We start from the raw sequence: 14,305 nt of genomic DNA on the forward strand, positions 1-14,305 counted from the left end.
ATATGCGCAATTGGCTTGTTCTCGTCACACGTAGTCGATCACGGCGTGTGGCGCCGTGCACACGAGGGGGAGCGGGCGTGGACGGAATCGACTCGTTGGACGCGCGCATCCTGCTCGCCCTCGACGACGACCCGGAGCTGACCATCCTGGCGCTGTCCCGGCAGCTCGGCGTCGCGCGCAACACGGTGCACGCCCGGCTGCGCAAGCTCGGCCGCAACGGCGTGCTCGGCGATTTCAGCAGGAGGGTGGAGCCGACCGCGCTGGGCTACCAGATGGTCGCCTTCGTGTCGCTGGAGATCAGCCAGTCCATGCAGCCCCGCACCACGGCCGCGCTGCGCGAGCTGCCCGAGGCCGTCGAGGTGCACGCCACCACCGGTGATGCGGACCTGCTGGTCAAGATCGTGGCCAGGGACACCCAGGACCTGCACCGCATCACCAACGAGGTCCTGGCCATCGACAGCGTGGTGCGCAGCAGCACCGTCATCTCGCTGCGCGAGGCCATGCCGCTGCGGATGCGCGCGCTGCTGGAGGCCGCCGCGCGCGAGGGGTGAGTCTGGTTGCGCGCGGATGCGGATTCGAGATCGAACCGTGCTTCGCGCGTGCGGTGGGGGCGGCCGGGCGGGCGGCATGATCCCCCGCGTGTCGTTAGATGTGCCCAAGATTTCCGCACTGGTCCTCGACGTCCTCGGCACGATCGTCGACGAACGGGGCCACCGCCTGGCCGAGACCCGCAGCGCGCTGGAAGCCGCGGGGGAGTCCGCCGAACCGGCCGATGCGCTGGTCGACGCCTGGCTCGACCGCATCGACGAGCTCATGCCCGAAGCCGGCGGCCAGGAGTTCCGGCCGATGGACGAGCTCAACCGCGAAGCCCTCGACGCGGCCGCCGAGAGCGCAGGTGCGGCCCTGCGCGGTTCCGCCCTCGACGACCTCGCCGCCGCCGCGCTGGTGCCCCGGCCCTGGCCGGACGCCGCTCCGGGGCTCGGTGCCCTGGCCGAGCGGTTCAACACCGTCGCGCTGTCCAACAGCACCGCGCGAGCGCTGATCGAGATCGCCCGCGGTGGCGGGCTGCGCTGGCACGCCGCGCTGCCCACCGAGCTCGTGCGCTGCTACAAGCCCGACCCGGCCGCCTACCGGCTGGTCTTGGACCTGCTGCGAGCGGGGGAGGGCGAAGTGCTGATGGTGGCCGCGCACCCGTGGGACCTGCGCGCCGCCGCGGCGCAGGGGATGCGCACCGCTTACGTCAAGCGGGAGGGTTGCCCGGACGCCGACGGCGAGTTCGACGTCGAGTCCACCTCGTTGGCCGCGCTGGCCGCCGAGCTGCTGGCCACCGAATGATCGAACGCCCGCGACCGGTGCTGACCGACCGTGCCTCCTGATCGGTTCGGAAAACGGGCAGCGCGGACCATTTACCTGGTTCACGATGTACGTGTTACCCAAATGTGCACCCGATGGATTGCCTCCGAGCTGCGGAGCGTGGACTATCTCTGCCTGAGGTCCTCGATCTCGACGGCTGACGCCGGGTCCGAACCACTCAACGACGACGGGAACGGAACATGACGAACCTGGCAGCGAACCTGGTCGCCACCGCGCAACGCCACGGCGATCGCCCCGCGGTGCGCCTCGACGAGCACGTGGTCAGCTACTCGCAGCTGCACGCGTCGGCGGCCGCCGTGGCTGGTGACCTGCGCGAGCGCGGTATCAATCCCGGTGACCGCATCGGACTGGTCTTCCCGAACGTGCCAGCGTTCCCGGTGCTGTTCTACGGCGCTCTGCTGGCCGGGGCAGTCGTCGTGCCGATGAACCCGCTGCTCAAGGCCCGCGAGGTCGAGTACTACCTGAAGGACTCCGGGATGTCGCTGGTCTACGGCTGGGACGGCGGCGGCGACGCCGTGCCCGAGGCCGCGGCCGCCGTGGGCATCCCGGGCGTGGTCGTCGGCGCGATGGGCCCGACCGAGCTCTCCGGCGAGCCGATCACCGAGCCGGTCGAGCGCGCCGACGACGACACCGCGGTCCTGCTCTACACCTCCGGCACCACCGGGCAGCCCAAGGGCGCGGAGCTGACCCACCACAACATGGCCTCCAACGCCGGGATGGCGGTGGAGACGCTGTTCGAGCTCAGCGCGGAAGACGTGGTGATGGGCTGCCTGCCGCTGTTCCACGTCTTCGGCCTGACCTGCGCGCTGAACACCGCGGTGCGGGTCGGCGCCTGCCTGACGCTGCTGCCGCGGTTCGACGCGGGCAAGGCGCTGCAGATCGTGCAGCGGGACGCGGTCACCATCTTCGAGGGCGTGCCCACCATGTACGCCGGGATGCTGAACCACCCCGACGCCGACTCGGCGGACATGAGCACGCTGCGCACCTGCGCCACCGGCGGTTCGGCGATGCCGGTGGAGGTGCTGCGCGGCTTCGAGTCGAAGTTCGACTGCCACGTGCTGGAGGGCTACGGCCTGTCCGAGACCTCCCCGGTGGCCTCGTTCAACCAGCCCGGCCACGAGCGCAAGCCCGGCTCGATCGGCTTCCCGGTGCGCGGCTGCGAGATGAAGGTCGTCGACGAGGACGACAACGAGCTCGGCGTCGACGAGCCGGGCGAGATCGTCATCCGCGGCGAGAACGTGATGAAGGGCTACTGGGGCCGTCCCGAGGCCACCGCCGAGGCGATCCGCGACGGCTGGTTCCACACCGGTGACATCGCCACCAAGGACTCCGACGGCTACTTCTTCATCGTCGACCGCAAGAAGGACCTGATCATCCGCGGCGGCTACAACGTCTACCCGCGCGAGGTCGAGGAGGTGCTCTACGAGCACCCGGCGGTGGCCGAGGCCGCGGTCATCGGCGTGAAGCACCCCGAGCTCGGCGAGGAGGTCGGCGCGGCGGTGTCGTTCAAGCCCGGCCAGGAGGTCAGCACCGACGAGCTGCGCGAGTTCGTCAAGGAGCGCATCGCCGCCTACAAGTACCCCCGGGAGATCTGGCTGCTGCCCGAGCTGCCCAAGGGCCCGACCGGGAAGATCCTGCGCCGCGAGGTCAAGGAGCTGCCCCGGGAGGGCTGAACCGGCGCGCGGGGCATCGCGCCGGGCGGTCGCGCCGCGGATCCGCCCGGCGCGACACGTCCCCGGTGCGGGCTCCGCGGTGTTCCGCCGACTAGGCTCACCAGGAGTTCGTAAGCGAGGGTGAGCATGGTCGGAATCAAGGACGTGGCCCGCCAGGCGGGGGTTTCCATCGGCACGGTGTCCAATGTGGTCAACCGTCCGCACCTGGTGTCCGAGGAGACCCGCAGGCGGGTGCAGACCGCGATCGACGAGCTCGGATACGTCCGCGACGAGTCGGCGCGGCAGCTGCGCGCCGGGCGCAGCAGGATCATGGCGCTGGTGGTGCTCGACCTGGGCAACCCGTTCTTCGTCGACCTCGCCCGCGGCGCCGAGGAAGCCGCGCACGCCGCCGGACTCAACGTGATCACCTGCAACAGCGGCCAGCGCGTCGACCTGGAGACCTCCTACCTCGCGATGCTGGCCGAGCAGCGGGTCCGCGGCGTGCTGCTCAGCCCCGTGGAGTCGGTGAGCGACCGGCTGCACACCTTCGCGCGCAGCGGCATCCCCTACGTGTTCGTCGACCGCAAGGTGCCGGAGCTGCAGGGCAGCTCGGTATCGGTGGACGACGTGGCCGGGGGAGCGCTGGCCGCGCGCCACCTGCTGGAGGCCGGGCACACCGACATCGCCTTCGTCAACGGTCCGGAGCTGCTCGTGCAGTGCCGCGAGCGCGAGGCCGGGGTGCGCTCGGTGCTCGACGGCAGCGGGGCGCGGCTGTCGGTGCTGGAGGTCGCGGCGCTGGACGCGGACTCCGGGCGCGACGCCGGCGCGCGGCTGCTGGGCATGAGTCCGCGGCCGAGCGCGGTGTTCTGCGCCAACGACCTGCTGGCGCTGGGAGTGCTGCAGGCCATGGTCGGCGCCGGGGTGAAGGTGCCCGAGGAGATGGCGATCGTGGGCTACGACGACATCGAGTTCGCCGGGGCGGCCGCGGTTCCGCTGACCTCGGTGCGCCAGCCCGCCCGCAGCCTCGGCCGCACCGCTGCCGAGCTGCTCATCGCCGAAACCTCCACCGCGCACCCCGAGCACCGCCAGGTGGTCTTCGAACCGGAGCTCGTGGTCCGGGAATCCACCCGCACGTCACGCTGAGCTGAGCAGCGGGGTCGTCGAGGACCACCGAGGTGGGCCGGAGCGTGCCGCCGCTCCTGCCCACCCCGGCGGTCGCGGGCGAGCCCGGTCGGTCGGGTACCGGGCTGGGACAGCACTACCCGCGCACCTCGGTGCCGCTGATCAATGTGACATCGTTCGTTGTAAAAGTTAAGCGTCGCGCGGCGGCGTGTCGCGGCCTTCAACGCCGCACCCGGTCGTCCGCGACTCGACGGGGCCGCGAATCCCTCCTGCTTCGCCCAGCTCCGCGAGCGCCGGACCGGCCGAATCCACCACCGAGCACCGCCAGGACGTCCGCCCGGGGCAGAGCTCGCGGTGCGAGCCGTCGAGCGCCGGTGATCGCGATCGGAAGCACCGGGCTATCCTGCTGCGATGAGTCCCACCGGATCGGACGGGGCGCTCGCGCCGGTGGTGCTGCTGACCGGCCCGCCGGGGGCGGGCAAGTCCACGATCGCACCGCTGCTGGCCGACGAGCTCGATCCGAGCGTCCACCTGCACGCCGACGACTTCTGGGCCTGCATCCGCACGGGCGCGGTCCTGCCGTACCTGCCCGAGGCCCAGCGGCAGAACGAGGTCGTCATCGACGTCCTGGTCGGCGCCGCGTTCGGCTACGCCGCCGGCGGCTACCACGTGATCGTGGACGGCGTCGTCGGTCCGTGGTTCCTCGAACTGTTCCGCGTCGCGGCGCGCGCCGCCGGGCGCCCGCTGCACTACGCGGTGCTGCGCCCGCAGGAGCAGGAGGTGGTGCGCCGGGCGACCGGCCGCACGGCCGAGAACACCCTCACCGAGCCGGAACCGGTGCGCGAGATGCACCGCCAGTTCAGCGACCTCGGCGAGCTGGAGCACCACGTCCTGGACTCGACCGACCTCGCCCCGCGGGCGACCGCCGATCGGCTGCTGCTGGGCATCGCCCGGGGAGCCTTCCGGCTCGGCACCTGAGCTCCCCGGAACCGGTTCGATCCCGGGGAGCGCGGTGAGGAGCGGTCACTTGAGGCCCGTCGTCGCGATCCCCTTGACGATGTACTTCTGCCCGAACAGGAAGAGCAGGAAGATCGGGATCAGGGAGACCACCGACATCGCGAACAGCGCGCCCCACGAGCTCTCCGCGGTGGAGTCCACGAAGGTCCGCAGCGCCACGGGGACGGTGTACATCTCCGGGTCGGTCAGGAAGATCAGCTGGCTGAAGAAGTCGTTCCAGGTCCAGATGAACGTGAAGATGGTCGTGGTGGCCAGCGCGGGCAGCGACAGCGGCAGCATGATCTGCCAGTAGATCCGGAAGTGCCCGGCACCGTCGATCTTGGCCGCCTCGGTGAGCTCGGTGGGGATGCCGCGGAAGAACTGCACCATCAGGAAGATGAAGAACGCGTCGGTGGCCAGCAGCTTCGGCACGATCAGCGGCAGGAAGGTGTTGATCCAGCCCAGGTTGGAGAACAGCACGTACTGCGGCACGATCACCGCGTGGATCGGCAGCATGATCGACATCAGCATGACCGCGAACCACAGCCGCTTGCTGCGGAAGTTCAACCGGGCGAAGGCGTAGGCGGCCATCGAGCAGGACAGCAGGTTGCCCAGCACCGAGCCGACCACGATGACCGCCGAGTTCAGCAGGTAGTGGCTGAACGGGTGCGCCAGCGCCGCCCAGCCGTCGGGGTAGTTCGACAGGTCCAGCTGCGCCGGGATCAGCGAGGGGTCGCGGAAGATCAGCGCGTTGGGCTTGAACGAGCTGGCGAGCATCCACAGCAGCGGGTAGAGCATCACCAGCGCCGAACCGATCAGCAGCAGGTGCTTGATCACCCGCCGCAGGCGCGGTCGAAGCCGCGAGCGCCGCACCGGATCGGCCGGAGGTCGGTTCGTGACAGGAGGTTTCGCCAGCGTCTCAGTCATCGTAGAACACCCAGAACTTGGCCAGGAAGAAGTTGATCGCGGTGAAGGCCGCGATGATCAGCAGCAAAAGCCAGGCCAGCGCCGAGGCGTAGCCCATGTCGAGGTTGGTGAAGCCCTGCTCGTAGAGGTAGAGCGTGTAGAACAGCGTTGCGTCCACCGGACCACCGGTCCCGCCGCTGACCACGAACGCCTGGGTGAACGACTGGAAGGCGTGGATGATCTGCAGCACCAGGTTGAAGAAGATGATCGGGGTCAGCAGCGGCAGCGTGACGCTCCAGAACTGCCGGAGCTTGCTCGCCCCGTCGATCGACGCCGCCTCATAGTAGTGCTGCGGGATCTGCCGCAGCCCGGCCAGGAAGATCAGCATGGGCGAACCGAAGGTCCACACGTTGAGGATCACCAGCGTGCCCAGCGCGTAATCCGGATGGCTGATCCAGCCCACGCCCTGGACGCCGAACCAGCCCAGCACCTGGTTGATCAGCCCGCCGTTGCCGAAGATCTGCCGCCACAGGATCGCGATCGCCACCGAAGCGCCCAGCAGCGAGGGCAGGTAGAACGCCGAGCGGTAGAAGGCCAGGCCGCGCAACCCGCGGTCGAGGAACAGCGCCAGCGCGAGCGCTGCGGCCAGCTGCAGCGGCACCGAGACGAACACGTAGGTGAACGTCACCCGCAACGAGGTCAGCAGCCGCTCGTCGCCGAGCATCTCGGCGTAGTTGTCCAGCCCGGACCACTCCGGTGCGGCGAGCAGGCTGTAGTCGGTGAACGACAGGTAGAGCGAGGCCAGCACCGGGCCGACCGTGATCAGCACGAGGCCGAGGAACCACGGTGCCAGGAACAGCGCGGCTGCCCTGCCGTCCCCGCGCTCGGCCGGGCTGGAGCTCTTGGCGGACTTCGAGCGGCGCAGCGTCGCCAGCTCGCTCATCACGGACATGACGCCTCCCCGCGGGGTTCGAGAGCGGGCAGTCCCAGCTCGTCGATGCGCACCGGCGCACCGGTTTCCATCGACGCGTTGACCGCGAGGCCGACCGCCACCGACGCGATGCCGTCGAGGTGCCCGGCGGGGCGCCCCAGCGGGTCCTCGCCGGCGCCGCGGAAGATGTCGGCCAGCAGCAGCGCGTCGCCGCCGCCGTGGCTGCCCTCGCCCATGGCGATCGGCACCTGCTCGGCCGGCTCCCAGTGCCGCTGCAGCACCAACCGGGTGCCGGGCGCGCGGGCGGCACCGTCGGTGGGGTCGTCCTCCGCGCTCGCGTCGAGCACGACCCGGCCGTCGGGGCCGGGCAGCGCGGCGGCGCGCTCGACCACCTCCAGCTCGGCGCGCCCCCGCGATCCGTTGACGGTGACCCGGTAGCCCTCCCACGGGCTGTGCGCGTTGAGCGAGTAGGTCACCGACGCACCGCCGGTGTAGCCGATCACCGCCGAGATGTTGTCCTCGATGGTGATGCCGGGGCCGAACACGTCCTGGTCTCGCCGGTATCCGTCGTACCGCTCGGCGTCGTAGTACAACGAGCGCAGCACCGGGTCGCGCCGCAGGTCCAGGGCGAACGGGTCGGCGGTGGGCGGGTCGACGGTTCCGCGCTCCGGGCGGTCGCCCAGACCGCGGGCGCGCGCGTTGGTCGCGCCGTAGAACCGCAGGCCGCCGTCGGCGAACACCCGCACCGGTGCGTCGTCGAGCCACCAGTTGATCAGGTCGAAGTGATGGCTCGCCTTGTGGACGGCCAGCCCGCCGGAGTTGGACTTGTCCCGGTGCCAGCGGCGGAAGTAGTCCGCACCGTGCACGGTGTCCAGCGCCCACTCGAAGTGCACCGAGGTCACCGCGCCGATCCGCCCGTCGGCGATGACCTGCTTGAGCGCCGAGTTGCGCGGCGAGTAGCGGTAGTTGAACGTCAGCACGGGCGCGCGACCGGTGTCGGCGACGGCCTCGGTGATCTCCCGGCAACCCCGGGCGGTGGTGGTCAGCGGTTTCTCCACCACGACGTCGGCGCCTGCGCGCAGCGCTCGCCCGACGGTCTCGGCGTGGGTGTGGTCGGGGCCGGTGACCACGACGGCGTCCAGCTTCTCGGCCTGGATCATCCGTTCCAGGTCCGCGGGCGCGTACCTGGCGGGCGCGCGCCCGTCCAGCTGGGCGACCAGCCGGTCCGCGTGGTCCATCCGGCCGGGGTTCGGCTCGCACCACGCGACCAGGTCGGCCTCCTCGGCATGAGCCCCGAGCATCGCCCGGACGTACATCTGGGAGCGGGCTCCGGTGCCCACCACCCCGTAGCGTCGGACCATCAGATCACCACCGTTTCTGCAGGAAGTCGGCCGGTCGGGAGGTGGCGCGAAACCCGCTGCGCGCACCGCCCGGCGGCCGTCGCGGGGGAGCCCGGGTGCCGGGTGGCCTCGTCGCCCCGTCCCTCGGCCAGGAGGAGGCGGCGAGCAGCGCACCGGTTCCGGGCAGGTGGACCGGCAGGTGGTCGACCTGCCCGTCCGTGTCCGTTGTGGAGATGCGTGTTGTTCGGCGTGTCCGTCATGTGCGCTTGGAGAGCGCTTTCCGATTCTTGCAGGCGAGTGGCCGTCATGGCTAGAGCTGGCAGGTCCCGTCCCCGGGCGCTCGTTCGGCTCGGGTTGCCGAGCACGTGGCGCGGGAGTCGCGCGCACCATCCGGGTTTCGGCTTGTTGACCTGCGGGAATCGGCCCCATCGCGCTAGACGGCGGAGGGCTGGTCGGCGCGGGCGGTGAAGGGCTCCGCGACGCGACGGCCGCGCCGGACGAGCCGTCGTGTCGCCCCGTCGTCGCGTGTCGGCCCGGGCCGTGCCGAGGTCGGTCAGCACCGCGACGCGAACTCCCGCAACCGGCCTCTCACCAGGCGGATCCCGTGGATTCGCGCACCACCAGCTCGTGCTCGACGATGAGCTGCCGCTGCGCGCGCGGCTCGGCCCCGGAAACGCGATCGAGCAGCAAGTCCACCGCCGTGCGGGCGATTTCGGTGCGGCCGGGGCGGACGGTCGTGAGGTTCGGGCGCGCGTAGCGGCCGTCGTCGATGTCGTCGAAACCGGCCACCGCGACGTCGTCGGGGACCCGCAGTCCTCGCTCGTGGAGCACCCGCAGCGCACCGAGCGCGAGCACGTCGTCGAGGCCGAAGACCGCGTCGACGGGCACTCCGCTGTCGAGCAGGCGGCGCATCGCCGCGGCACCGGTCTCGCGGGTCCACTCCCGCGCCTCGCCGGTGCGGGCCGGGTCGTGGTCGAGCCCGGCTTCGCGCAGCGCCTCCAGGAAGCCGAGCGCGCGGAAGTGCCCGGCTCCGCCCTCGAGCGCCGAACCGATCACGGCGATCCGCCGCGCGCCGCGCGCCAGCAGGTGCTCGCCGACGGCCCGGCCACCCCGCTGGTCGGCGGTGGCGACGTGGTGCACCGGTCCGCCGATGGGGCGCCCGCCCAGCAGGACCAGCGGGTAGCTCACGTCCAGCCGGGGACCGTCGGCTCGCCCCAGCGCCAGCGGGGAGAAGATCAGGCCGTCGGTCATCCGGCGCCGATGGCTGGAGAGCACCGACAGCTCGCGGTCGCGCACGCCGCCCGTCTGCTCGACCAGCACGGTGTAGCCGCGCTCCGCGGCAGCGCCGACGATCTCGTCGGAGAGCTCGGCGAAGTGGGGCGTGCGCAGTTCGGGCACCGCCAGGGCGAGCATCCCGGTGCGGCCGAGGCTGCGCGCGGAGTAGTTCACCTGGTAGCCGAGTTCGGCGATCGCCGCCAGCACGCGGCCGCGCGTGGTCGAGCTGACGTGCGGGAACTCGTTGACCACGTTGGACACGGTTCTGACCGAGACCCCGGCCAACCGGGCGACGTCGCGCATCGTTGCGGACAACTCGGATACCTCCGCCAGCGTGTGGACAGCCGGTGACCGGTCTGCTCGGCTGTCACGGTAACCGCTTACCCGCGGGACGGAGAACGCTCGTGACGACATTGCCCGGTTGCGCGTCCAGGGGTCTCGCCTGGTCGAAAGGAGACCGGAACCCGTCGCCCTGCGCGGCGTCGGGCTCGGCGGGCGGGTGAACGCGGAGAACTTCATCACCGGGCACCCGGGTCGCGAGCAGCTGATGCGGGCGGTCGATGGGGGAGGAGCCCTACCGGGCGTTCTTCGAGACCTTCCTGCACGACTTCGTCACCGACGCCGACGCGGCGCACCTGGCCTCGCCGGGCGTGGACCACGTCCGGATCCCGGTGAACCACCGGCACTTCGAGGACGACGAGAACCCGTTCGAGCTCAAGACCGAGGGCTTCGAGCACCTCAACCGGATGATCGACCTGCTCGCCGCGCGCTGCACTCGATCACCGACCTGCACGCGCTGCCCGGCTGCCAGGGCCAGCACTGGCACAGCGACAACCCCGCGCGCCGATGTTCCGGCAGGACGAGCACTTCCAGTCACCCCGTAGCAGGCCCGCGAGCTCGCCAAGGCGTTCCGGGTCGACGACTGCGCCGAGCGCAGCCCGCTCTCCGAGGTCCTGCGCGCCCACCTGCGCGGCCGACGCGGACCGAGAACGGTGGCCGCGCCGCGTCTTCGAGCGGTACCTAGTTCTCCACGACGGGGTTCTCCAGGACGTCGAGCTTGCCCTTCGGCTCGTCGACGCGCAGCGGCTCCCCGTCCGGGCTGATGCGCACGTCGGCCCCCGCGTCGACGCCCTCGCGGTCGATGCGCAGGCGCGGGTTGGCGTCCACCCCGATGCCGAGCAGGTCGAAGCCGACGCGGGCCTCGCTGTCGACCACGTCGTTCTCCGGTGGGATGGGCAGCGGGATCGGCGGCGAGGGGGCGGTTTCCGGAGGCCTCGGCGCGGCGCCCGGCGGGCTGGGCGCGGGCGCCGGAGCCGCCGGCGGCGCGGCCGGCGGGGCAGCGGGAGGAGCGGGAGGAGCGGGAGCCGGCGCGGCCGGTGGCTGCGCCGGTGACGGGGGGCGCTCGCGGGAATCGGCCACCGGTGGGATCTCCTGCTCGGTGGAGGTCATGGCGAAGGCCATCGCCGCCAGCAGCGCGGCCAGCGCCGCCCCCGAGAGCGCGACCCTGCGCGGCCCGCCCGCGGCACCGATGATCCCGCCCGCGGTGGCGCCGCCGACCGCGGTGGTCCCGGCGGTGGCCAGGTAGCCGGTGGCGCCGCCGCCGAGGACCAGGGGAGCGACCAGGACGCGCAGCGCTCCGTTGATCTCGGCGAGCTCGGCGGCCAGCGCGCGGCACCGATCGCAGTCGTCGAGATGGCCTTCGACCTGCGCGGTTTCCCGCTTGGCCAGACCGCTGCGGGTCCAGGCGCCGAGCCGTTCCACGGTGGCGCGGCAGCGCTCCTGCTCGGCGCTGAGGTTGCCCAGGTGCATCTGCAGGTAGGCCTGCTTGAGGCCTTCGCGTGCGCGGTAGGCCAGCGCCGACACGCCGTTGGCGGTCATGCCCAGCAGCGGAGCGACCCTGGCGGGGGTCTCGCCCTCGATCTCGACGTGCCAGAGCACGGTCTGCCAGCGCTCCGGCAGCTCGGCGAAGGCCGCTGCGACCAGCGAGCGGTCCTCGCCCTCCACCGCGGTGTCGGTGAACGGCTGGGAGATGTCGATGTTCGGGATCGTCTCGAGGTCGTCGGCGAGCTGCAGCCGCTGCTGCTTGCGGGTGCGGTCGTAGGCCGAGTGCCGCACGGCGGTGAGCACGTAGGCGCGGAAGGCGCTGGTCGGCCCCTTCCGGGCGCGCAGCAGGTCGAGGACCTTGGCGAACGCCTCCGAGACGAGGTCGTCGGCTTCGGCGGCCGACTTCGCGACCTGGCGCGCCATGTTGTACGCGGCGGCGATGTGGCGCTCGTAGAGCAGGCCGTAGGCGGCGGTGTCGCCCTCGCGCACGGCCTCGATGAGCTCGGCGTCGCTGCGCTCCTGGGGCTCAGCGTCCGTGGGTAGTGCCGCCATCGTCGTCCCCCCGTGGATTCGGTTCTCGCCATTGCTAGCGCGACCGTGTCAACGATGGATGATATCGAAACGATTCGTTGCACCTTCGTGACCACGTGCTAGGCCGTTCGAGGGGCGTCCCGGCGCGCGGGTCGCCGATCCGCGACGCGGCCGTTGAGGGGCGCGGTTCGGGCGGCGAGCGACAGTCGGAACGGCGGCCGCGCAAGCCCCTCTCGGGTTTCGCGTTCGGCGGCGGTGGGGCGGCGAAGCGCACCTGCCCCACCGCGGCGTCCGATCTCCGGCGCGGGCGGGGGCTCAGCGCTCGGCGGCGTTGAGCCCGTCCAGAAGCTCGTCGTAGGCGGGCTTGCGGGTGAAGTCGTCCCACATGATCGTGGCCGCGCCCTGCTCCGGGAAGGTGCTCGGCACCCAGGAGTACTTGTCCGGCAGGCCCCACACGGTGAACGAGTGGCACGTGCGCACGCGCAGGCAGGCGTCCAGCGCGCGGCCGTAGTAGGAGGCCTGCTCGGCCAGCTGCTGCTCGGTCGGCGTGCCGCCCTCGGGAAGCGTCATGCGCACGTCGAGCTCGGTGATCGCCGTTTCCAGCCCGAGATCGGCGAAGCGCTGCAGGTTGCGCGTCAGGTCCGCGGGGTAGCCGTCGTCGAGGTCGAGGTGGGCCTGCGCGGAGAAGCCGTCCACCGGGACGCCGTCGGCCTGCAGCTGCTGGACCAGGTCGTAGTAGGCGTTGCTCTTGGCGTTGATGCTCTCCACGCCGTAGTCGTTGAGGAACAGCTTCGCGTTCGGGTCGGCCTCGCGGGCCCAGCGGAACGCGTCGGCGATGATTCCCGGGCCCAGCTCGCGGATCCAGATGTTGTCCCGGGTGCGCAGCTGCCCGCTCTCGTCGAAGATCTCGTTGGCGACGTCCCACTGCTGGATCCGGCCGGCGTAGCGCCCGACCACGGTGCTGATGTGGTCGTGCAGGATCTCCCGCAGCTGCTCCGGCGAGAAGTCCCCGCTCTCCAACCACTCGGGGTTCTGGCTGTGCCACAGCAGGGTGTGCCCGCGCAGCACCTGCCCGTTCCGCTCGGCGAAGTCGACGATGCGGTCGGCGGTCTCGAAGTCGTAGGTGTCGCGCGCGGGGTGGATGTACTCCCACTTCATCTGGTTCTCCGGCGACAGCGAGCTGAACTCGCCGGCCAGGACGTCGCGGTAGGCCTGGTCGGAGGTGAACGGGTCCGGGTAGGACGCGTCGTCGTGGTGCCCGCCGCCTGCCACGGCGGAGCCGATGAACAGGCCGTCCGGGGCGGCGTCGCGCAGCGCGTCGGCCTGCGCGGGTGGTGCGGCCTGGGCCGTCGGTGCGGCGAACACGGCGAGCGCCATCGCGGCGGTCGTGGTGAGGCGGATCGGCTTCATCGCTGAACTCCCGCTCGGTTGCCAAGTATATTTCAGAAACATTTCGAACTCGGGCGAGTTCGGAGACTATTGGGGTGCGAGCTGAGGAGTCAAGGCCGGCAACGGGATCGAGCAGGGCCGAAAGTTTCCGGGTGACGCGGTATTTCGGCTCGGCGGGCGATGCGTTGACACCAGAGCGAGGCGATGTCTAGCTTGATTTCTGAAAAGTTGCGGAGATCCGCGTTTCCGGGCCAGAGGAGGCCGGCGTGACGAGTTCCCGTTCAACCCGAACCCTGCTGCCGCTGCTGCTGGTCGCCGCGCTGGGCGGCACCGCGTTCACCACGCCCGAGGCGACGCCCGAGATCATCGACTCCACGGGCGTTCCCGGCCGGACGGTCGCGCTGACCTTCGACGACGGCCCCGACGCGACCGACACCCCGGCGCTGCTCCGGGTGCTGGGCGAGCACGACGTCCGGGCGGTGTTCTGCCTCTGGGGCGACCACGTCCGGCAGAACCCGGACCTGGTGCGCCGGATCGTCGCCGAGGGGCACGTGCTGTGCAACCACACCACGCACCACGACGACCTCGCGGCCTGGACGCCCGAAGCCGTCCGCGCGGACCTGGTCGAGACGAACGACCTCGTCCGCGCCGCCGCACCGCACGCGGAGGTGGCCTACTTCCGCGCGCCCTACGGCTCGTGGGGCGAATCGCCCGAGGTGGCCGCCGACCTCGGGATGCAGCCGCTGGGCTGGCGCTTCGACGTCGAGGACTGGAACCCGCCGGGGACCGAGGTGCTCGTCCAGCGGTTCGCCGACCGGGTCAGCCCGCAGGCCGTGGCCCTGCTGCACGACGGGGGTGGCGACCGCTCGCAAACCGCGGCCGCCGTCGACGAGATCATCCCGCGCCTGCGCGCCGAGGGCTGGCGGTTCGTCCTCCCGGCGGGCCCGAGGGGCTGACCGGGCCGG

The 14,305-nt window shown here is 71.4% G+C and carries 13 protein-coding genes; 7 read left to right on the plus strand and 6 right to left on the minus strand.

The window, feature by feature from the left end:
* The first annotated feature begins 77 nt into the window (after positions 1 to 77).
* The 5 genes from ACFQRI_RS01925 to ACFQRI_RS01945 all read left to right on the plus strand — a co-directional run bounded on the left by ACFQRI_RS01925 (position 78) and on the right by ACFQRI_RS01945 (position 5,126).
* Positions 78 to 551, plus strand: a complete 474-nt coding sequence (locus tag ACFQRI_RS01925; RefSeq protein ID WP_380663559.1) for an Lrp/AsnC family transcriptional regulator — start codon at positions 78 to 80, stop codon at positions 549 to 551.
* An 88-nt stretch (positions 552 to 639) separates the two neighbouring features.
* Positions 640 to 1,335, plus strand: a complete 696-nt coding sequence (locus tag ACFQRI_RS01930; protein WP_380663562.1) for a haloacid dehalogenase type II — start codon at positions 640 to 642, stop codon at positions 1,333 to 1,335.
* Between the two features lie 218 nt (positions 1,336 to 1,553).
* Positions 1,554 to 3,047: a long-chain-fatty-acid--CoA ligase gene (locus ACFQRI_RS01935; protein ID WP_380663565.1), complete on the plus strand. Its 1,494-nt coding sequence runs from the start codon at positions 1,554 to 1,556 to the stop codon at positions 3,045 to 3,047.
* Positions 3,048 to 3,173: 126 nt separating this feature from the next.
* Positions 3,174 to 4,169 carry a LacI family DNA-binding transcriptional regulator gene (locus ACFQRI_RS01940; protein WP_380664565.1) on the plus strand — a complete coding sequence of 332 codons (996 nt, stop codon included), beginning with the start codon at positions 3,174 to 3,176 and terminating at the stop codon, positions 4,167 to 4,169.
* A gap of 390 nt (positions 4,170 to 4,559) precedes the next feature.
* Positions 4,560 to 5,126, plus strand: coding sequence for an AAA family ATPase (locus tag ACFQRI_RS01945; protein ID WP_380663568.1), 567 nt, complete (start codon positions 4,560 to 4,562; stop codon positions 5,124 to 5,126).
* Between the two features lie 45 nt (positions 5,127 to 5,171).
* On the opposite strand, the gene ACFQRI_RS01950 is transcribed toward ACFQRI_RS01945, so the two are convergent.
* The 4 genes from ACFQRI_RS01950 to ACFQRI_RS01965 all read right to left on the minus strand — a co-directional run bounded on the left by ACFQRI_RS01950 (position 5,172) and on the right by ACFQRI_RS01965 (position 9,911).
* Positions 5,172 to 6,071 carry a carbohydrate ABC transporter permease gene (locus ACFQRI_RS01950; protein WP_380663571.1) on the minus strand — a complete coding sequence of 300 codons (900 nt, stop codon included), beginning with the start codon at positions 6,069 to 6,071 and terminating at the stop codon, positions 5,172 to 5,174.
* A complete protein-coding gene (locus tag ACFQRI_RS01955; RefSeq protein ID WP_380663573.1) occupies positions 6,064 to 7,002 on the minus strand; it encodes a carbohydrate ABC transporter permease in 939 nt (312 codons plus the stop codon). The genes ACFQRI_RS01950 and ACFQRI_RS01955 overlap by 8 nt, the downstream gene beginning before the upstream one ends.
* Positions 6,993 to 8,342, minus strand: a complete 1,350-nt coding sequence (locus ACFQRI_RS01960) for a Gfo/Idh/MocA family protein (protein WP_380663575.1) — start codon at positions 8,340 to 8,342, stop codon at positions 6,993 to 6,995. The genes ACFQRI_RS01955 and ACFQRI_RS01960 overlap by 10 nt, the downstream gene beginning before the upstream one ends.
* A 567-nt stretch (positions 8,343 to 8,909) precedes the next feature.
* Positions 8,910 to 9,911, minus strand: coding sequence for a LacI family DNA-binding transcriptional regulator (locus ACFQRI_RS01965; protein WP_380663578.1), 1,002 nt, complete (start codon positions 9,909 to 9,911; stop codon positions 8,910 to 8,912).
* Positions 9,912 to 10,156: 245 nt separating this feature from the next.
* On the opposite strand from ACFQRI_RS01965, the gene ACFQRI_RS01970 reads away from it, so the two are divergent.
* Entirely contained in the window at positions 10,157 to 10,480 is a 324-nt protein-coding gene (locus ACFQRI_RS01970) for a glycoside hydrolase family 5 protein (protein WP_380663581.1), read from the plus strand.
* Between the two features lie 136 nt (positions 10,481 to 10,616).
* On the opposite strand, the gene ACFQRI_RS01975 is transcribed toward ACFQRI_RS01970, so the two are convergent.
* Together ACFQRI_RS01975 and ACFQRI_RS01980 are read right to left on the minus strand one after the other, a co-directional pair.
* Positions 10,617 to 11,972, minus strand: coding sequence for a sigma-70 family RNA polymerase sigma factor (locus ACFQRI_RS01975; RefSeq protein WP_380663584.1), 1,356 nt, complete (start codon positions 11,970 to 11,972; stop codon positions 10,617 to 10,619).
* 294 nt (positions 11,973 to 12,266) lie between these two features.
* Positions 12,267 to 13,361 carry an endo-1,4-beta-xylanase gene (locus ACFQRI_RS01980; RefSeq protein ID WP_380663587.1) on the minus strand — a complete coding sequence of 365 codons (1,095 nt, stop codon included), beginning with the start codon at positions 13,359 to 13,361 and terminating at the stop codon, positions 12,267 to 12,269.
* 245 nt (positions 13,362 to 13,606) lie between these two features.
* On the opposite strand from ACFQRI_RS01980, the gene ACFQRI_RS01985 reads away from it, so the two are divergent.
* Positions 13,607 to 14,296: a polysaccharide deacetylase family protein gene (locus tag ACFQRI_RS01985; protein WP_380663590.1), complete on the plus strand. Its 690-nt coding sequence runs from the start codon at positions 13,607 to 13,609 to the stop codon at positions 14,294 to 14,296.
* Positions 14,297 to 14,305 lie beyond the last annotated feature (9 nt).

This window comes from Saccharopolyspora griseoalba, assembly GCF_042665275.1.
Taxonomy (GTDB): Bacteria; Actinomycetota; Actinomycetes; order Mycobacteriales; family Pseudonocardiaceae; genus Saccharopolyspora; species Saccharopolyspora griseoalba.